At 70.2% G+C, this 17,920-nt stretch carries 20 protein-coding genes; 10 read left to right on the top strand and 10 right to left on the bottom strand.

What is annotated here, in order from left to right; translation table 11 throughout:
- Positions 1–3 precede the first annotated feature (3 nt).
- The 3 genes from ACFWYS_RS26910 (at position 4) to ACFWYS_RS26900 (ending at position 2,116) form a co-directional block, all read left to right on the top strand.
- Positions 4–1,128, top strand: coding sequence for a GNAT family N-acetyltransferase (locus ACFWYS_RS26910; RefSeq protein WP_384773971.1), 1,125 nt, complete (start codon positions 4–6; stop codon positions 1,126–1,128).
- 9 nt (positions 1,129–1,137) lie between these two features.
- Positions 1,138–1,557 (top strand): PPOX class F420-dependent oxidoreductase, encoded by a 420-nt coding sequence (locus ACFWYS_RS26905; protein WP_384773968.1) that lies wholly within the window; start codon positions 1,138–1,140, stop codon positions 1,555–1,557.
- An 85-nt stretch (positions 1,558–1,642) separates the two neighbouring features.
- Positions 1,643–2,116 (top strand): carboxymuconolactone decarboxylase family protein, encoded by a 474-nt coding sequence (locus ACFWYS_RS26900; RefSeq protein ID WP_384773965.1) that lies wholly within the window; start codon positions 1,643–1,645, stop codon positions 2,114–2,116.
- Positions 2,117–2,157: 41 nt separating this feature from the next.
- Here ACFWYS_RS26900 and ACFWYS_RS26895 read toward each other — a convergent pair whose 3' ends face one another.
- Positions 2,158–2,427: a DUF4031 domain-containing protein gene (locus ACFWYS_RS26895; protein ID WP_384773963.1), complete on the bottom strand. Its 270-nt coding sequence runs from the start codon at positions 2,425–2,427 to the stop codon at positions 2,158–2,160.
- 37 nt (positions 2,428–2,464) lie between these two features.
- Positions 2,465–2,851: a hypothetical protein gene (locus ACFWYS_RS26890; protein WP_384773961.1), complete on the bottom strand. Its 387-nt coding sequence runs from the start codon at positions 2,849–2,851 to the stop codon at positions 2,465–2,467.
- Between the two features lie 55 nt (positions 2,852–2,906).
- On the opposite strand from ACFWYS_RS26890, the gene ACFWYS_RS26885 reads away from it, so the two are divergent.
- The 7 genes from ACFWYS_RS26885 (at position 2,907) to ACFWYS_RS26855 (ending at position 8,840) form a co-directional block, all read left to right on the top strand.
- Complete coding sequence (locus ACFWYS_RS26885) at positions 2,907–3,824, top strand: MurR/RpiR family transcriptional regulator (protein ID WP_384773958.1); 918 nt, start codon at positions 2,907–2,909, stop codon at positions 3,822–3,824.
- A 94-nt stretch (positions 3,825–3,918) separates the two neighbouring features.
- A complete protein-coding gene (gene murQ, locus ACFWYS_RS26880; protein WP_384773955.1) occupies positions 3,919–4,854 on the top strand; it encodes an N-acetylmuramic acid 6-phosphate etherase in 936 nt (311 codons plus the stop codon).
- Between the two features lie 25 nt (positions 4,855–4,879).
- Entirely contained in the window at positions 4,880–5,722 is an 843-nt protein-coding gene (locus ACFWYS_RS26875) for an aldo/keto reductase (RefSeq protein ID WP_384773952.1), read from the top strand.
- A gap of 124 nt (positions 5,723–5,846) precedes the next feature.
- Complete coding sequence (locus ACFWYS_RS26870; RefSeq protein WP_384773950.1) at positions 5,847–6,398, top strand: DinB family protein; 552 nt, start codon at positions 5,847–5,849, stop codon at positions 6,396–6,398.
- A 248-nt stretch (positions 6,399–6,646) separates the two neighbouring features.
- Positions 6,647–7,519 carry a hypothetical protein gene (locus ACFWYS_RS26865; protein ID WP_384773947.1) on the top strand — a complete coding sequence of 291 codons (873 nt, stop codon included), beginning with the start codon at positions 6,647–6,649 and terminating at the stop codon, positions 7,517–7,519.
- A 59-nt stretch (positions 7,520–7,578) separates the two neighbouring features.
- Complete coding sequence (locus ACFWYS_RS26860; protein ID WP_384773945.1) at positions 7,579–8,259, top strand: Uma2 family endonuclease; 681 nt, start codon at positions 7,579–7,581, stop codon at positions 8,257–8,259.
- Positions 8,260–8,264: 5 nt separating this feature from the next.
- A complete protein-coding gene (locus ACFWYS_RS26855; protein WP_384773942.1) occupies positions 8,265–8,840 on the top strand; it encodes a hypothetical protein in 576 nt (191 codons plus the stop codon).
- A gap of 31 nt (positions 8,841–8,871) precedes the next feature.
- Here the strand turns inward: ACFWYS_RS26855 and ACFWYS_RS26850 are convergent, their stop codons facing one another.
- The 8 genes from ACFWYS_RS26850 to thrC form a co-directional block, all read right to left on the bottom strand.
- Positions 8,872–10,353, bottom strand: coding sequence for an MFS transporter (locus ACFWYS_RS26850; protein ID WP_384773940.1), 1,482 nt, complete (start codon positions 10,351–10,353; stop codon positions 8,872–8,874).
- A 162-nt stretch (positions 10,354–10,515) separates the two neighbouring features.
- Positions 10,516–11,640 (bottom strand): NADH:flavin oxidoreductase, encoded by a 1,125-nt coding sequence (locus ACFWYS_RS26845; RefSeq protein WP_384773937.1) that lies wholly within the window; start codon positions 11,638–11,640, stop codon positions 10,516–10,518.
- 51 nt (positions 11,641–11,691) lie between these two features.
- Complete coding sequence (locus tag ACFWYS_RS26840; RefSeq protein WP_384773935.1) at positions 11,692–12,819, bottom strand: NADH:flavin oxidoreductase; 1,128 nt, start codon at positions 12,817–12,819, stop codon at positions 11,692–11,694.
- Between the two features lie 163 nt (positions 12,820–12,982).
- Positions 12,983–13,453 (bottom strand): hypothetical protein, encoded by a 471-nt coding sequence (locus ACFWYS_RS26835; protein ID WP_384773933.1) that lies wholly within the window; start codon positions 13,451–13,453, stop codon positions 12,983–12,985.
- A gap of 151 nt (positions 13,454–13,604) precedes the next feature.
- Positions 13,605–15,227 carry a chaperonin GroEL gene (gene groL / locus ACFWYS_RS26830; protein WP_384773930.1) on the bottom strand — a complete coding sequence of 541 codons (1,623 nt, stop codon included), beginning with the start codon at positions 15,225–15,227 and terminating at the stop codon, positions 13,605–13,607.
- Positions 15,228–15,573: 346 nt separating this feature from the next.
- Positions 15,574–15,780 (bottom strand): cold-shock protein, encoded by a 207-nt coding sequence (locus tag ACFWYS_RS26825; protein ID WP_019057200.1) that lies wholly within the window; start codon positions 15,778–15,780, stop codon positions 15,574–15,576.
- A gap of 459 nt (positions 15,781–16,239) precedes the next feature.
- Complete coding sequence (locus ACFWYS_RS26820; protein ID WP_384773927.1) at positions 16,240–16,515, bottom strand: ubiquitin-like small modifier protein 1; 276 nt, start codon at positions 16,513–16,515, stop codon at positions 16,240–16,242.
- Positions 16,516–16,626: 111 nt separating this feature from the next.
- Positions 16,627–17,913, bottom strand: coding sequence for a threonine synthase (thrC, locus tag ACFWYS_RS26815; RefSeq protein WP_384773925.1), 1,287 nt, complete (start codon positions 17,911–17,913; stop codon positions 16,627–16,629).
- Positions 17,914–17,920 lie beyond the last annotated feature (7 nt).

Raw genomic sequence — 17,920 nt, 5'->3', positions numbered from 1 at the left:
CGCATGCGACATGTGGGCGGGGAACGTGTGACCGAGGCCGTGGCGGGCTGTGTGGAGTTGCTGCGTACGGCGGTGGACCAGGACTGGGAGGCCGTGAAGGCGGGGCGGCTGGAGTGGAGCTGTCACGAGACGGCGTTCCACATCGCCGAGGACCTCGTCGCCTACGCCGGCCAGCTGGCGGGCCGCGCCCAGGAGGCCTACGTCCCCTTCGAGATCACCCTCGAAGACGGCACCGACAACGACGGGCTGCTGCACGTCATCGAGACGGCCGGCGCCCTGTTCGCCGCCACCCTGCGCACCACACCGCCCGACGTGCGCGCCTTCCACCCGTACCCGTTCCGCAGCGCCAACCGCGAGGGCTTCGCCGCGATGGGCGTCGCCGAGGTGCTGCTGCACGCGCACGACATCGCCGAGGGGCTCGGCCTGGCCTACGAACCGGCCGCCGGACTACCCGAGTTCGTCCTCACCACGATCTTCCCGCACATCCGCCCCGAACCCGGCCCCGACCACTGGCGCACCCTGCTGTGGGCCACCGGCCGCGGCGAACTGCCCGGACGCGCCCCGGTCACCGAGTGGCGCTGGCGCAACAACCTCGTCATCCCCGCCGACCGCCTCACCCTCCAGGGCGTCACCCCCGCCGCCGCCATCGACCTCCACAACGGCGGCGACGGCGGCTTCGACTGGGTCGAGGACGGGCCGTTCCAGGGGACGCGGGATGCCGCGGGGATGGTGGTGAAGGCATACGAGGAGGGGGTGCACCGGCCCGAGTGGGGGCTGTTCGTCCTCGTCCGGCGGGAGGACGGCCGCGCGGTCGGCGGCATGGGTTTCCACGGCGCACCGGACGAGGAGGGCCACGCCGAGGTCGGCTACGACCTCACTGAGTCCGCCCGCGGCCACGGCTATGCGACCGAGGCCCTGCACGCCCTCTCCGACCACGCCCTGGCCAGGGACGACGTACATCTCCTCATGGCCGCCATCGAAGCCGACAACGCACCGTCCCAGCGCGTCGTCGCGCGCGCGGGTTATATACGGGCGAGTGTGGCGGAGGAGCGGACGGCGCACGAAGAGCGGGACCTGGATCCGACGCTCCGGCTGTACGTCCGCCGGGCGCAGCGGGGGACGCCCTAGCCTGGGGCCGTGTCGTTCACGGACGAGGAGATCTCCTACCTGTACGCCAACCCGCTCGCCCGCCTGGCCAGCCTCTGCGCGGACGAGCAGCCCGATGTGGTGCCGGTGGCCCTGGAGTTCGACGGCACCCGTTTCTGGGTGGGCGGCCCGCGCGCGGAAGTCCTCTCCACCCGCAAGTTCCGCAATGTCGGGCACGGCCGCGACAAGGTCGCCTTCGTCGTGGACGACCTGCTCTCCGTCCAGCCGTTCATCGCCCGCGGCATCCGGGTGTACGGCATCGCGGACGGCCCCGTGGAACGGGTCGGCATGGTGGGGCCCGGCCACTACCTGCGGATCACCCCGACCCTCTCCTGGAGCTGGAACCTCTCGGACCCGCCCGTCCCGGCGGGCGACACCTGGTACCCCATGCGACGAGCCACCCACGAGTGACTCACGTCACGTTCACTCATGTCACATCCCGCCGAGCCGTTCCGTCATAGCTGTGTAACCGACGACAACGGCAAGGGAGTTGGCCATGGGCCCCCGTCTGAACCTCTTCGAGAACCCGATCGCCGGCAAGGTCATCAAGCACTTCGCCTCGGCCGGCAAGGCGGTGCACGACTCGCCGCTGCCGCTCAGCACGCAGCACCTGGTGACCCTCCGCGCCAGCCAGATCAACGGCTGCGGCTTCTGCACCGACATGCACAGCAAGGACGCGGTCGCCGCCGGCGAGGACTGGCTGCGCCTCAACCTGGTCGCGGCCTGGCGGGAGGCCACCTGCTTCACCGAGGCCGAGCGCGCCGCCCTGGAACTCACCGAGGAGGCCACCCGCATCGCGGACGGGGCCGGCGGGGTCCCGGACGAGGTCTGGGAGAACGCCGCCAAGCACTACGACGAGGAGCAGCTCGGCGCCCTGGTGATCCTGATCGCCATGATCAACACCTACAACCGGATGAACGTCATGATCCAGCAGCCCGCGGGCAGCTACCAGCCCGGCCAGTTCGCCTGACCGGGGGCGCCGAGCCGTGACAGCCGGCGGCCGAGGGGGCGTCAGTCCAGCCCCCGCCCCTTCGGCCTGCGCAACCCCGCCCCCTGCAGCAGCCGCACCACCTCACGGCTGCTGACCTCCACGGCACCCGCGCGCACCGCGTCGGCGTACCGGTGCGACGGGACGTCGTAGTGGTCCCGCTCGAAGGCCCGGCGCGGTACGCCCAGCTTCTCGGCGAACGTGTGCAGTTCGTCGTACGACAAGTCGCTCACCAGGTGCGACCACATCCGCCCGTGTCCCGGCCAGGTCGGCGGGTCGATGTAGACCGTCACGACGGCAGGGTTCCGGTCCGGCGGACGGCCCGCCGCGTCACGAGGTGGGACCGCCGCCCGGCACGGCGGACGCCAGCGCGCCCACCGCCGCGACCTTCACCCCCGCCTCGTGGCACACCCAGTGCGGATCGGGTCCCAGCTCCGGTTCGACGTCCAGCGCGTGCGGGTCGCCCGAGGGGCACACCGGGCACAGCGGCCAGCGGCCGTACCGGTCGAGCAGCGCGTCCTGCACGTCCTGGGCGACCAGCCCGGCCACGTACTCCGCGCCGTCCGGCCACTGCTCCACCCACCAGCGCCGCTGTACGACCGACTCCTCGACCAGCGACACGACGTCCGCCTCGGCGACCTCGCCCGCGACCAGGTCGGCGAGCACGAGTGCGCGAGCCGTGTGCAGAAACTGCTCCAGCGGACTGATGGGTTCCATGGTCCCATTGTGCGCACTCTTGACCGTGACGCAGAGCCGAAAATATCTTTCACAGGTGACCCAGGAACTGAAGGAAAGTTTCGGAAGCGGCCTGGGCGGACCTCCGCCCGCCCCCGCCGCCCTCGCGGCCAAGGTGCGCACGCTCGCGCCGTCGATGACCCGCTCCATGCAGCGCGTCGCCGAGGCGGTGGCGAGCGACCCGGCGGGCTGCTCGGCCCTCACGGTCACCGGCCTCGCCGAACTCACCGGCACCAGCGAGGCCACCGTCGTGCGCACCTCCCGCCTCCTCGGCTACCCCGGCTACCGCGATCTGCGCCTTGCGCTCGCCGGCCTCGCCGCCCAGCAGCAGTCGGGCCGGGCCCCCGCCATCACGACCGACATCGCGGTGGACGACCCCATCGCCGACGTGGTGGCCAAGCTCGCCTACGACGAGCAGCAGACCCTCGCCGACACGGCCGCCGGTCTCGACACCGTCCAGCTGGGAGCGGCCGTGTCGGCCGCCGCCGCGGCCCGCCGTATCGATGTGTACGGCGTCGGGGCGTCCGGGCTGGTCGCCCAGGACCTCACCCAGAAACTGCTGCGGATAGGGCTGATAGCCCACGCGCACAGCGATCCGCATCTCGCCGTGACGAACGCGGTGCAGTTGCGGGCCGGTGACGTGGCGATCGCGATCACGCACTCCGGGTCGACGGGCGATGTCATCGAGCCGCTGCGGGTCGCGTTCGAACACGGGGCGACCACCGTCGCGATCACCGGGCGGCCCGACGGGGCCGTCAGCCAGTACGCCGATCACATCCTCACGACGTCGACGGCCCGGGAGAGTGAGTTGCGGCCCGCGGCGATGTCGTCGCGGACCAGTCAGTTGCTCGTCGTGGACTGTCTGTTCGTGGGTGTTGCCCAGCGGACCTACGAGACCGCGGCGCCCGCGCTCGCCGCGTCCTACGAGGCGCTGGCACACCGGCATCGCAGATAGCCGGACAGCCCGCGGGACCGCGGGACCGCTGGACCGCTGGACCGCAGGACCGAAGGTCGGACAGGACACCGCACATCAGAAAGAGCCGTCTCTCATGACCTCCACTTCCAACCCCCGTGATCTCCGCGCCGAGTTGGAGACCCTGACCACCGAAGCCTTCCGGCCCGACCTCGCCGAGATCGACCAGCTCCCCACCCTCGACATCGCCCGGCTGATGAACGGCGAGGACGCCTCCGTGCCGGGCGCCGTCGCCTCGCGGCTGCCCGAGATCTCCGCGGCCATCGACGCCATCGCCGAGCGGATGGCCCGGGGCGGGCGGCTCGTCTACGCCGGTGCCGGTACCGCCGGGCGGCTCGGGGTGCTCGACGCCTCCGAGTGTCCGCCGACCTTCAACACCGAGCCGGACCAGGTCGTCGGGCTCATCGCGGGCGGGCCGGAGGCGATGGTCACGTCCGTCGAGGGGGCCGAGGACTCCGGTGCGCTGGCCCGCGCCGACCTCGACGCGCTGACGCTCACCCCTGCCGACACCGTCGTCGGCATCTCCGCCTCCGGGCGCACGCCGTACGCCATCGGCGCGGTCGAGCACGCCCGGGCGCAGGGCGCGTTGACGGTCGGGCTGTCCTGCAACCCCGGAAGTGCCCTGGCCGCGGCGGCCGATCACGGTATCGAGATCGTGGTGGGCCCGGAGCTGCTCACCGGGTCGACCCGGCTCAAGGCGGGCACGGCCCAGAAGCTCGTCCTCAACATGCTGTCGACGATCACGATGATCCGCCTCGGCAAGACGTACGGGAACCTGATGGTCGACGTCCGCGCCTCCAACGACAAGCTGCGGGCCCGCTCCCGCCGTATCGCCGCCCTGGCCACGGGCGCGCCGGACGCCGACATCGAACGGGCCCTGACCGAGGCCGGCGGCGAGGTGAAGACGGCGATCCTGATTCTGCTGGCCGACGTGGACGGGCCCACCGCGACCGGGCTGCTGTCCGGGGCGGGCGGCCATCTGCGGGCGGCGCTGAAAACGGCGGGAGACTGAGCAACTCCGTTGTTAGCGTGGCCGTATGACGGCATCGGGCACGTTTCGTATCGGCGGCGATCTGGAAGTACGACGGCTCGGGTTCGGGGCGATGCATCTGCTGCCGGATTCCGCCGAGGCCCGCGCGGCCTGTCTCGCGGTGGCCCGGCGCGCCGTCGAACTGGGCGTGACACTGGTCGACACGGCGCACATGTACGGCTGGGGAGCGAACGAGGATCTCGTGGCCGAGGCCCTGCACCCCTACCCGGAGGGCCTGGTGATCGCCACGAAGGTCGGCTTCCGCCGGACCTCCTCCGGCGAGGGCTGGCGGCACGCGGGCGCGCCGGACGATCTGCGCGCGCAGGTCGACGAGGCCCTGCGCCGACTGCGCCTGGACCGTATCGAGCTGCTCCAGCTGCACCGCCTCGACCCGGGCGTCCCCCTTCCCGACCAGCTCGGGGCGCTTCGTGAGCTGCGCGACGAGGGCAAGGTGGGCCGGATCGGGCTGTCGGAGGTGTCGGTCGCCGAACTCTCCGCAGCGCGTGCCGTCGTCGACATCGCGAGCGTCCAGAACCGCTACAACCTGCTCGACCGCGAGCACGAACCCGTACTGAAGGCCTGCGAGGCGGCGGGCATCGCGTTCCTGCCGTGGCGGCCCGTGGCGTGGGGGAATTCCGGGGCGATGTCGGCGGAGATCGCCGCCGTGGCCAAGGAACTCGACGCCACACCGACCCAGATCGCCCTCGCCTGGCTCCTCGCCCACTCCCCGGTGATCCTCCCGATCCCGGGGACGGCGAACATCGCGCACCTGGAGGAGAACGTGGGCGCCGAGGCCGTCCGACTTGGTCAGGAGCAGTACGACCGCCTGAGCCGGACGAAGATTCCGTGAGCGGAGTCCGATTGAGGACACGATCTGACCTAAACGGCTCTTAACGTAGGCCTCGGCCGATGCGACAGGAATCGCAGCAGGCATCGGCATCAGCATCGGACCAGGAACCTCGGAGGGCCGCATCATGCAGGACACCACGCACACCACCGCACAGGACGCCGCCACCGCCACCGGCGAGCGCGCCGACCTGCTCGAAGCCCTCGCCAAGCACCGCCACTTCCTGCGCTTCACCGCCCGCGACCTCACCGACGAGCAGGCGGGACAGCGGACCACCGTCAGCGAGCTGTGTATCGGCGGCCTGATCAAGCACGTCGCGTCGGTGGAACGGCACTGGGCGGCCTTCATCCAGCACGGCCCGTCGGCGATGCCCGACTTCACCGCCATGACCGAGGCCGACTTCGCCAAGCGGGCCGACGAGTTCCGGATGCTGCCGGGCGAGACGCTGGAAGGCGTACTGGCCGACTACGCCGAAACGGCCGCCCGAACCGACGAGTTGGTCACCACCCTGCCCGACCTCAACGTGTCCCACCCCCTGCCCAAGGCCCCGTGGAACGAGCCCGGCGCCAAGATGTCCGCCCGCAGGGTCCTGCTGCACGTCATCGCCGAGACGGCCCAGCACGCCGGCCACGCCGACATCATCCGCGAGTCCCTCGACGGCTCGAAGAGCATGGGCTGACCTCAACGCCAAGATCCGACCTGGCCGCCCCTGCCCCGAAGCTCAAGCGTCCAGCCCCGAGCCCTCTTTTCAAGGAATGGTTGGAGGGCCTCAACCCACCCTCCCACCCCGCGAGTTGACGTGACGCGTTCGGCTTGCCACGCACGGTGACGATCGTCTAGCGTGCCCGAATAACGAACAGCCCCCGTCAGGTGCTACCAACACCTGCGGGGGCTTGACCTACGAGATCGAAGAGGAAGTTCGATCCCATGGCTGCTGCCAATTCTAGTGCTGCCCCCCTGCCCGCGCACGCCTCCCCACACCCCATGGCCAATCCGGGCTACGGGAAACGGTCAGCGCCCGATCAACACCCCCGCACGAACCACGACTTCGCCGCCCTCCCACCCCGCGAAGCCGCCATCGCCGCCTACGTCGACCGTCTCCCCGACGGCGCCGACATCTCCGTAAAAACGCTGGCCAAGCAGCTCCCGTACGGACAGTGCGCCCTCCGCACGGCCCTCAACAACCTCCAGCGGGCAGGGCACTTACGCCGAGGACGGGAACGGATCACCGGCGAGGGCAGCTCGCGATGGATCACCCGATCGTGGTTCACCCGTACCGCGCGCGACGACGACTGGTGGGCGACGTTCACCCGGGGCGACGTACCGCAGGAGCCCCCGGACCACCCCCGCCCGACCCGCTCCCGCGCGCACATCCTGCTCGCCGCCCTGGGCCGCGAGACCCCGGCACTGTCACTCTCGGAGGCCGAATGCGCGCGCCTCGCGCCTCTGGTCACCGACTGGTTCGCCCGAGGCGCCACCGACGCGGACGTGTTCCGCGCCCTGACGACCGGCCTCCCCACCCCGGTCCACCACCCGGCGGCCCTGATCCGCAACCGCCTCACCACCAAACTCCCGCCGGAGAGAACCGCCCCACGCCCACCCCTCCGCATCCTGGAGTGCGCGAAGTGCGGAGTCCCCGGCCGCCCGGAGGCGCTGCCGGGCGGCCTCTGCGGCGCGTGCCGAGGCGAACGCGCCCCCGATCACGGCAACGCCCCCCTGCACACCTCTGCAATCCGGGCCTACGCGGCGGAGATCCGTGCCGGAATGTCCCTACGACGACACGAGAGGACACCCGCATGACAGCGCCCACGGTCCGACGGCATCACCTCGGGGCACGATGGGGGGAAGGAGGCGACGCCATGACCCCAGATACCGCTGAACGCCCGCAGATGTCCGTCGAGGACTTCGAGGAACTCGTCCGCAGGGCTCCGAGGGAGCTGCAAAACCGGCTGGAGTTCCTCGGCGGGAGGCTCTGCATCCGGCACGGCCCGCTTGATGTCGACGAATTCGAGGAGCTGGCCGAAGCGGCTCCCGAAACCGTCCGGCTTGAGTACATCAACGGAAAAGTAGAGGTCAAGGCCATGCCTGACGGCAACCACGGCGAGATCTTCATGTGGCTGCTCCGCCAGTGCATGCAGCAGCGCCCCGAGCTGAATCTCATGCCGGAGCGAGGCGTCAAGGCCGAGGCATATCGCAAGGGCCGCGCCATCACAGACGGCTTTCTCGCGCCCGTGGGTCACTTCAGGGGGCACGGCAACTGGTCTGAAACCGACGGCGCCCTCATGGCCGTAGAGATCACCTCCCACGACCGCGACACCAGCCAACGCGACCGCATCGACAAGCCAACCGGCTACGCCGAAGCCGACATCCCCGTCTACCTACTCATCGACCGCGACAACAACACCATCACGGTCCACAGCGAGCCCAAGGACGGCCACTACCTGCAGTCCCCCTCCTACCCGTGGGGCGCCACGGTCGAGATCCCCTCCCCCGTGAACATCACCCTGGCTACCGAGAAGCTCAAGGACTACGCAGACTGATACCCATGAACCACGCCCAGCTGACCGCCCTCGGCCGTGCCCTCCGCCTCCTCGGGGAGCACGGCGAGGCCCTCACCGCCGACACGCCGGACGCGCGGCTGCACGAGGTCAAGGCCGATGTGCGCCGCGCTCTCGATCTGCTGGAGGAGAGCGTGAGCGCGGCCGCGCCCACGACGCGCTGTGCCGAGCACCCGAACGGGCCCGTCGACGAGAGCGCGCCCGACCGGTGTCTGCTGTGCGAGACGCGACGCCGGGCCGCCCGGCGGGCCGAGTACGGCGGTGGGCCCGGCCCGGACCACCACCGGCCCACCGAGACCGCCCCTTCCCGCTACGGGGTCCGAGGCGACCGCCCCCAGCCCCAGCAGCGCTGGCTGCCGGAGCTGTGGAACGGCCAGGAGTGGCAGCTCTGCGGCACCCCGCGCCGCGACCGCCAGGAGGCCGAGCTCTACCTCGCCGCCCAGCGCCGCGGCCCGCGCCCTGCCATGGCCTACCGGCTGGTGCACGAGTTCACCGACTACGAGGTGCTGCGCGTGTGGGGTACGCCGGTGAAGGTCGACATCGAGCCGCTGGGCAACCTGTAGCCGGGAGGGCGAGAAGCCGTGGCCGGGGCCGCTACTTGGCCGACGCCCTCGCCGGTTCGGCCGACTTCTCCGCCGTCGCAGGCTCCCCGGCGACCGCCGTCCCCTGCCGCGGGATGAACGACGCCACCACGAAGGCCAGCAGCGCCGCCCCGGCGCCCACCGCCAGGACCACCTTGAAGGCGTTCTCGGACGGGAGGGCGTAGCCGCCGAGGTTCGTCGTCATCTGGGCGAGGATCACGCCCGCGACGGCGCTCGCGGTGGACGTACCGAGAGAACGCATCAGCGTGTTGAGGCTGTTCGCGGCGGCCGTCTCCGACGCGGGCACGGCGCCCATGATGAGCGCGGGCATCGAGCCGTAGCCGAAGCCGACACCGGCGCCGATGACGCAGGCGACCAGGATGAAGTGCCAGACCTCGGACATCAGGACGATGTTGAGGCCGTAGCCCGCGGCCACGATCAGGACGCCGATCATCAGCGTGACCTTCGGGCCCTTGGCCCGGGAGATGGCCGCCGACACCGGGGCCGTCGCCATCATGACCAGGCCGGACGGCGCCATGCACAGGCCCGCGACCAGCATCGACTTGCCGAGGCCATAGCCCGTCTGGGTCGGGAGCTGGAGGAGCTGCGGGATGACCAGGCTCATCGCGAACATGGCGAAGCCCACCGCGATCGAGGCCAGGTTGGTGACCAGCACCTGACGGCGGGCGGTCGTACGGAGGTCGACCAGCGGCTGCTCGGTGCGCAGCTCCCACCAGCCCCAGGCCGGCAGGATGACCACGGCGGCCACGAACAGACCGAGTGTCGTGCCGCTGGTCCAGCCCCAGTCGGCACCCTTGCTGATCCCGAGCAGCAGACACACCAGCCCGGCCGCCATGCCCGCCCCGCCGACCAGGTCGAAACGGCCACCCGTACGCACCTTCGACTCGGGCACGAACAGCAGCACGCACCCCAGCGCCACGACACCGAGGCCCGCCGACGTCCAGAACAGGACGTGCCAGTCGAAGTTGTCCGCGATCAGCGCGGCGGCGGGCAGCCCGAGCGCGCCGCCGATGCCGAGGGAGGCGCTCATCAGGGCGGTGGCGGAGCCGAGGCGCTCGGCGGGGAGTTCGTCCCGCATGATGCTGATGCCGAGGGGGATGACGCCCGAGGCCAGGCCCTGCAGCGCCCGTCCGACGATCATCGGGACCAGCGCGTCGCTCAGCGCGCAGACGACGGAGCCCGTCACCAGCAGGACGACGCTGACCAGCAGCAGCCGCCGCTTGCCGTACATGTCGCCGAGCCGGCCCATCACGGGCGTCGCGACGGCCGCGGCGAGCAGCGTCGCCGTGACCGCCCAGGCGGTGTCGGAGGCCGGGGCGTCCAGCAGCTTCGGCAGCTCCGGGACGATCGGGATGACCAGGGTCTGCATCAGCGAGACGACGATCCCGGCGAAGGCCAGCACCGCCACCACGGCGTTCGACCGCGGCGGGGCGCCGCCGCCGGCCTCGGCGGGAGGGGCAGCGGGGTGGGACATGGCGGGGCCTCCGTGGGCGTACGAACATGAGGGGCATGTAATTGACCAAGGCAACCTTAAGTCAGTTGATTGACTGACTCAAGCGAGCCGGGTATCGGGATGGCCCCACAGACCCCCACCGGCCCCCACCAGCCCCACCGGCCCGCAGCGGATCGCCGCCTCTCAGCTCAGCGTCTTCAGCGACTCCGCGTCGTACGCCGCCAGCTCCCCGAACCGGCCCGCCAGCACCTTCGCCGCCCACTGCGGGTCCTGGAGCAGGGCGCGGCCGACGGCCACCAGGTCGTACTCGCCGGACTCCAGGCGGTCCAGGAGGTGGCCGAGGTCCTGGAGCGGGGCGCCCTCGCCCACGAAGGCGGCGAGGAAGTCGCCGTCCAGGCCGACCGAGCCGACGGTGATGGTGGGCTTGCCGGTGAGTCTCTTCGTCCAGCCGGCCAGGTTGAGGTCCGAGCCCTCGAACTCCGGGATCCAGTGCCGGCGGGTGGAGGCGTGGAAGGCGTCCACCCCCGCGTCCACCAGCGGCGCGAGGAGGGCCTCCAGTTCGGCCGGCGTCTCGGCGAGCCGTGCCTCCCACGCCCACAGCTTCCACTGCGAGAAACGGAAGACGACCGGGAAGGAGGGTGAGACGGACTCCCGTACGGCCGCCACGATCTCCGCCGCGAACCTCGTACGGGCGACGAGGTCACCGCCGTACGCGTCCGCGCGGCGGTTGGTGCCCGCCCACAGGAACTGGTCGATCAGATAGCCGTGGGCGCCGTGGATCTCCACGCCGTCGAAGCCGAGCCGCTCCGCCTCGGCCGCGGCCCGGGCGAACGCCGCGACCACGTCGTCCAGGTCGCGCCGGGTCATCGCCTTGCCCGTGCCCTCGGTGCCGTCGATGCGCAGGCCACAGGGGCCGATGTTCGGGGCCCCGGCGTAGGCCCCTTCCGGCTGGTCGCGGATCATGCCGATGTGCCAGAGCTGCGGCATGATCGTGCCGCCCGCCGCGTGCACGGCCCGGACGACCTCGGCCCAGCCCGCCTGCCGCTCCGCGCCGTGCAGACGGGGGATGCGGTCGAACTCCCCGGCCGACGCGTGGTCGACGTACACCCCCTCGGTGACGATCAGCCCCACCCCGGCCGCGGCCCGGCGGGCGTAGTACGACACCACGTCCTCGCCGGGCACACCGCCGGGGCAGAACTTTCGGGTCATCGGCGCCATCACGATCCGGTTGGGGATCGTGAGCCCGTTCAGTTCGAAGGGGCGGGAGAGGATCTGCGCGGCACGGGTGGCCGAGGAGGTGACGGTCATGTCGGTACCGCCACCCCCAACTGCCCTGCCCCACAAGGGGGTCCGGGCGGCTCAGCTCAGGGTCTTGAGCGAGGCTGCGTCGTACGGCTTGAGCTCGTCGAGGCGGTCGCCGAGGACCTTCGCCGCCCACTCCGGGTCCTGGAGCAGGGCGCGGCCGATGGCCACCATGTCGAACTCGTCGCGCTCCAGGCGGTCCAGCAGGTCGTCGATGCCCTTGACCTCGGAGCCCTGGCCGGCGAAGGCCTTGATGAAGTCGCCGTCCAGGCCGACCGAGCCGACGGTGATGGTGGGCTTGCCGGTGAGCTTCTTCGTCCAGCCGGCCAGATTGAGGTCGGAGCCGTCGAACTCCGGGATCCAGTAGCGGCGGGTGGAGGCGTGGAAGGCGTCGACGCCGGCCGCGGCGAGCGGGGTCAGGATGGCCTCCAGCTCCTCGGGGGTCTCGGCGAGACGGGCGTCATAGGCCTCCTGCTTCCACTGCGAGTAGCGGAAGATGACCGGGAACTCGGCCGAGACCCGCTCGCGTACGGCGGCCACGATCTCCGCGCCGAACCGGGTACGGGCGACGGGGTCACCGCCGTAGGCGTCCGTGCGGCGGTTGGTCCCCTCCCACAGGAACTGGTCCACGAGGTAGCCGTGGGCGCCGTGTATCTCCACGCCGTCGAAGCCGATGCGCTCGGCGTCCGCGGCGGCCTCGGCGAAGGCGCCGATGACGTCGTCCAGGTCGCGCTGGGTCATCGCCTTGCCGGTCGGCTCGTCGGCACCGATGCGCAGCCCGGAGGGGCCGACGGCGGGGGCGTCGGCGAACGGCGGCTGCCCCTGCTCACGCACCATGCCGATGTGCCACAGCTGCGGCACGATCGCGCCGCCCGCGGCATGCACCGCGTCGGCGACCTTCGCCCACCCGGCCAGCTGCTCCTCGCCGTGGAAGCGGGGGACACGGCCGCTCTGCCCGGCCGAGTCGTGGCCGACGTAGGTCCCCTCGGTGACGACCAGCCCGACACCGGCCGCGGCCCGCCGGGAGTAGTACGACACCACGTCGTCCCCGGGCACGCCGCCCGGCGAGAACATGCGGGTCATCGGCGCCATCGCGATGCGGTTCGCGACGGTGAGGCCGTTGATCGTGGTGGGCCGGGACAGAATCTGGGCCGCACGGGAGGCGGCGGACTCGGTGACGGTCACGGGGAGGGCTCCTTGGAAGTGGCTCGGCAGGACCGGCAGCTCTGCAAACCGGCAGGTATGTGCGCACGCATTGTTGCACCCACTTAAGCAAGCACCTATGCCCTGCGGCACATTCCGCACAACGCCCGGCCCGGCTGTGACCCCGGCCACACCAGCACCTGGTTCAGTGCTGCCGCCCGTGCTGGAGACCGGCCCTGGCAGTGTTGCGAATCCGTTTGGTACGGCCGTGCTCGGCGAGGAGCTCGACGGCGTCGGCGTTCGACGCCGCGGCCGCCTTGCGCTGGAGCCAGTCGGACGCTGCGAGCAGGGCGTCGGGGCGCCAGGACTGCCCGAGCTCGATCGCGCGGAAGAGGGTCCATTCACGCAGGCGGCGGCCCAGCAACGGATGGTGGAGCGTGGTCCGGGCCATCGACTCGGCCCATTGTTCGTAGGCCGGACCGAGGTGGAGGTCCATGGCCCGGCGGTCCAGGTGCCGCAGTACGGCGGACCGGGCCATCGTCAGGTCGGGATCGGTGAGGACCGCGCTGACAAGATCGGCCTCGGCCGCGTCGGAGACCTGCTCCAGCTCGTGCAGGTAAGCCGCGAACCGGAGGTGCTCGGCCGGCTCCTCCCGCATGGCCCCGTCGTGGCCCATTCAGTCCGCTCCCCTCACTCGACCCATGACTCGACCCCTCACTCGACCGACCGAAACGCCCGAGGGCGGCACCTCCGTCGCGAATGTCGCAACAGGAGATGCCGCCCTCGGCAAGGACGTTGATCAACCGGAGCCGAAGCCCCTGGGTCGATCAGAAGTCCATGTCACCGCCCGGCATACCGCCACCGGCGGGCGCGGCGGCCTTCTCCGGCTTGTCGGCGATGACGGCCTCGGTGGTAAGGAACAGCGCGGCGATCGACGCGGCGTTCTGCAGCGCGGAACGCGTCACCTTCGCCGGGTCGATGATGCCCTCGGCGACCAGGTCGACGTACTCACCGGTCGCGGCGTTCAGACCGTGACCCGGGGTGAGGTTGCGGACCTTCTCCACCACGACGCCGCCCTCAAGACCGGCGTTCACGGCGATCTGCTTCAGCGGGGCCTCAAGGGCGAGCTTGACGGCGGCAGCGCCGGTCGCCTCGTCACCCTCCAGCTCCAGCTTCTCGAAGACACCGGAGGCCTGCAGCAGGGCCACGCCACCACCGGCGACGATGCCCTCCTCGACGGCCGCCTTGGCGTTGCGCACGGCGTCCTCGATGCGGTGCTTGCGCTCCTTGAGCTCCACCTCGGTGGCGGCACCGGCCTTGATGACCGCGACACCGCCGGCGAGCTTCGCCAGGCGCTCCTGCAGCTTCTCGCGGTCGTAGTCCGAGTCGCTGTTCTCGATCTCGGCGCGGATCTGGTTCACACGGCCGTTGACCTGGTCCGAGGAACCGGCACCGTCGACGATGGTGGTCTCGTCCTTGGTGATGACGACCTTGCGGGCGCGGCCCAGGAGGTCCAGGGTCGCGTTCTCCAGCTTGAGGCCGACCTCCTCGGAGATGACCTCGCCGCCCGTGAGGATGGCGATGTCGCCGAGCATGGCCTTGCGGCGGTCACCGAAGCCCGGGGCCTTGACGGCGACGGACTTGAAGGTGCCGCGGATCTTGTTGACGACCAGGGTCGACAGGGCCTCGCCCTCGACGTCCTCGGCGATGATCAGCAGCGGCTTGCCCGACTGCATGACCTTCTCCAGGAGCGGGAGCAGGTCCTTGACGGAGCCGATCTTGGAGTTGGCGATCAGGATGTACGGGTCGTCGAGCGACGCCTCCATCCGCTCCATGTCGGTGGCGAAGTACGCCGAGATGTAGCCCTTGTCGAAGCGCATACCCTCGGTGAGCTCCAGCTCCAGACCGAAGGTCTGGGACTCCTCGACGGTGATGACGCCTTCCTTGCCGACCTTGTCCATGGCCTCGGCGATGAGCTCGCCGATCTGGGTGTCGGCGGCGGAGATGGAGGCCGTGGAGGCGATCTGCTCCTTGGTCTCGACGTCCTTCGCCTGCTCCAGCAGGGCGGCGGAGACGGCCTCGACGGCGCGCTCGATACCGCGCTTGAGGGCCATCGGGTTGGCGCCGGCGGCTACGTTGCGCAGGCCCTCCTTGACCAGGGCCTGGGCGAGCACGGTCGCGGTGGTCGTACCGTCACCGGCGACGTCGTCCGTCTTCTTGGCGACTTCCTTGACCAGCTCGGCGCCGATCTTCTCGTACGGGTCCTCCAGCTCGATCTCCTTGGCGATGGACACACCATCGTTGGTGATCGTGGGAGCGCCCCACTTCTTCTCAAGGACGACGTTGCGGCCCTTGGGGCCGAGGGTGACCTTGACGGCGTCGGCGAGCTGGTTCATACCGCGCTCAAGGCCGCGCCGCGCCTCCTCGTCGAACGCGATGATCTTGGCCATGTGAAGTGGTCCCTCCAGGACTGGGGGTGATTCCTTCGGACCGCGCCCGCGCCCGCGACGGACGGCTCGCATGCCCTGTGGTTCTCTGCCCCACCCGGCCTGCGGGCCTCACCGACCCGGTCCTTCGTTGTCACTCTCACCTTCAGAGTGCTAACGCCAATGATTAGCACTCGACCCATGAGAGTGCAAGCAGCTCTCGGCGATCGGCCCCCCTGGGGGGGTCTCGGGGATCGGGCCCTCCGGGGGGTCTCGGGGATCGCCCTACCGGGGCACGGCGAAGGGCCCGCACCCCGGGAGGTGCGGGCCCTTCGAAGAAGAACGTCGCTGCTTTAAGTCGACGCGTGCTTCAGCTGGTCGCCAGCCGGACCATGTCCGCCTGCGGCCCCTTCTGACCCTGCGAGATCTCGAAATCGACTCGCTGGCCCTCTTCCAGGGTGCGGTACCCGTCCATCTGGATCGCGCTGTAGTGGACGAAAACATCCGCACCACCGTCGACCGCGATGAAGCCGTACCCCTTCTCCGCGTTGAACCACTTGACGGTGCCCTGAGCCATGCCTAACTCCCCTATTACTGGCCCTTGCACAGATCCACACTTCGCGGATCCGGGTCAGACCTCACCCCCCATCGGTCGGGGGCGTGCGCCGGAACGCGTCGACCGCGGCTGAATGTATCTGCCCAACTGCCGTCTGCAACAGGTCAATCGGACGAGAAATCCGGGCACGACCGGTCGGGAATGTGGGGACAATTCCCCTGACTTCAGGTCAAGTCGGGCCCGGCAAAGGGAACAAAAGCCGCAAAAAACCCGCACACTTTGGCTACTTCTTGTCGGGCTCGCGGCAGAAATCAAAGGCCAATCAAGGGTTACCGACCCGTGGATCGGCGACGCGTTCCCCAACTGTACCTCGCTCAACCACACAGAATTGCCCCCTCCGCTTCTCTCACGGAGGGGGCAATTCAGTGAACTCTCGGTGACCGCTGTTACCGATGGTAATGATCGGTCATTCTGTCCAGCTCAGCCACCTGCGACAGCCGGAATGATGGAGACACCGGCACCGTCCGGCGTCGCCGTCTCAAGCCCCTGCTCGAAGCGGACGTCATCGTCATTGACGTACACATTGACGAACCGGCGCAGCTTGCCCTGGTCGTCGAGCACCCGGGCGGCGATCCCGGTGTGGTTCTTCTCCAGGTCGGAGATGACATCGGCGAGGGTGGCGCCCTCGGCGGCGACCTCGGCCTGCCCGCCGGTGTAGGTGCGCAGGATGGTGGGGATGCGGACAGTAACGCTCACTTTGTGACCTCCGGTCAGCTAGTCGCCCTCAGGGGCGCGGGGCTGTGTTCAATGTGCGGCTACCGCCGCGTGGGCGCGACCAGCCCCCACCGGCCCGCAGACGAAGAACAGCTACGCGAGGCCGGCCTCGCGGAACGAGTCCAGGTTGGGACGAATCGTGGCGGTGAGGCCGGTGCCGGCCACCGCGTCGAGGGTCTTGAGGCCGTCGCCGGTGTTCAGGACGACGGTGGTCTTGGCGGGGTCGAGCACGCCGTTCTCGATGAGCTTCTTCGCCACGCCCACCGTCACGCCACCCGCCGTCTCGGCGAAGATGCCCTCGGTGCGGGCCAGGATCTTGATGGCGTCGACGACCTGCTCGTCGTTGACGTCCTCCACCGAACCACCCGTACGCCGCGCGATGTCCAGGACATACGGGCCGTCGGCCGGGTTGCCGATCGCCAGCGACTTGGCGATGGTGTTCGGCTTCTGCGGGCGGACCACGTCGTGGCCGGCCTTGAAGGCGGTCGACACCGGCGAGCAGCCCTCGGCCTGCGCACCGAAGATCTTGTACGGCTTGTCCTCGACGAGCCCGAGCTTGATCAGCTCCTGCAGACCCTTGTCGATCTTCGTGAGCTGCGAGCCGGACGCGATCGGGACGACCAGCTGGTCCGGGATCTGCCAGCCGAGCTGCTCGCAGATCTCGTACGCCAGGGTCTTGGAGCCCTCGGCGTAGTACGGCCGCAGGTTGACGTTGACGAAGCCCCAGCCCTCGCCGGCCGGGTCGCCGATCAGCTCGGAGCAGAAACGGTTCACATCGTCGTAGTTGCCCTCGATGCCGACGAGCTCGCCGCCGTACACCGCGGCCATGACGACCTTGCCCTGCTCCAGGTCGTGCGGGATGAACACACAGGAGCGGAAGCCGGCGCGGGCGGCCGCGGCGCCGACCGCACCCGCCAGGTTGCCGGTGGACGAGCAGGACAGCGTGGTGAAGCCGAAGGCCCGCGCCGCCTCCAGGGCCTGGGCGACCACCCGGTCCTTGAAGGAGTGCGTCGGGTTGCCGGAGTCGTCCTTGATGAACAGCTTGCCGGTGTCGACGCCCAGCTCACGCGCGAGGTTGTCGGCCTGGACGAGCTTGGTCCAGCCGGGGTTGATGTTCGGCTTGGTCGCCACGTCGGCGGGGACGGGCAGCAGGGGCGCGTAACGCCAGATGTTCGCGGGTCCCGCTTCGATCCGCTTACGGAGCTCCTCGGTGTCGTAGGCCGAGAAGTCGTAGGCGATCTCCAGCGGGCCGAAACACTCCTGGCACGCGAAGACCGGGCCGAGGGGTACCCGGTGACCGCACTCGCGACAGGAGAGCGCCGCGGCGGGACCGAGGTCTACGGTGGAGTCGGTGCTGCTTGCAACAGTCTGCACAGCCATGTGAGGC

The sequence above is a fragment of the Streptomyces sp. NPDC059010 genome (assembly GCF_042740355.1).
GTDB lineage: Bacteria > Actinomycetota > Actinomycetes > Streptomycetales > Streptomycetaceae > Streptomyces.
Note: the sequence above shows the minus strand (reverse complement) of the source record. Positions and strands in the feature narration are given on the sequence as shown.

Coding starts and splice junctions, on each gene's coding strand:
- ACFWYS_RS26910 (WP_384773971.1), top strand. CDS start 4: ATGCGACATGTGGGCGGGGAACGTGTGACCGAGGCCGTGGCGGGCTGT.
- ACFWYS_RS26900 (WP_384773965.1), top strand. CDS start 1,643: ATGGGCCCCCGTCTGAACCTCTTCGAGAACCCGATCGCCGGCAAGGTC.
- ACFWYS_RS26890 (WP_384773961.1), bottom strand. CDS start 2,851: ATGGAACCCATCAGTCCGCTGGAGCAGTTTCTGCACACGGCTCGCGCA.
- murQ (WP_384773955.1), top strand. CDS start 3,919: ATGACCTCCACTTCCAACCCCCGTGATCTCCGCGCCGAGTTGGAGACC.
- ACFWYS_RS26875 (WP_384773952.1), top strand. CDS start 4,880: ATGACGGCATCGGGCACGTTTCGTATCGGCGGCGATCTGGAAGTACGA.
- ACFWYS_RS26870 (WP_384773950.1), top strand. CDS start 5,847: ATGCAGGACACCACGCACACCACCGCACAGGACGCCGCCACCGCCACC.
- ACFWYS_RS26865 (WP_384773947.1), top strand. CDS start 6,647: ATGGCTGCTGCCAATTCTAGTGCTGCCCCCCTGCCCGCGCACGCCTCC.
- ACFWYS_RS26860 (WP_384773945.1), top strand. CDS start 7,579: ATGACCCCAGATACCGCTGAACGCCCGCAGATGTCCGTCGAGGACTTC.
- ACFWYS_RS26855 (WP_384773942.1), top strand. CDS start 8,265: ATGAACCACGCCCAGCTGACCGCCCTCGGCCGTGCCCTCCGCCTCCTC.
- ACFWYS_RS26850 (WP_384773940.1), bottom strand. CDS start 10,353: ATGTCCCACCCCGCTGCCCCTCCCGCCGAGGCCGGCGGCGGCGCCCCG.
- ACFWYS_RS26845 (WP_384773937.1), bottom strand. CDS start 11,640: ATGACCGTCACCTCCTCGGCCACCCGTGCCGCGCAGATCCTCTCCCGC.
- ACFWYS_RS26835 (WP_384773933.1), bottom strand. CDS start 13,453: ATGGGCCACGACGGGGCCATGCGGGAGGAGCCGGCCGAGCACCTCCGG.
- groL (WP_384773930.1), bottom strand. CDS start 15,227: ATGGCCAAGATCATCGCGTTCGACGAGGAGGCGCGGCGCGGCCTTGAG.
- ACFWYS_RS26825 (WP_019057200.1), bottom strand. CDS start 15,780: ATGGCTCAGGGCACCGTCAAGTGGTTCAACGCGGAGAAGGGGTACGGC.
- thrC (WP_384773925.1), bottom strand. CDS start 17,913: ATGGCTGTGCAGACTGTTGCAAGCAGCACCGACTCCACCGTAGACCTC.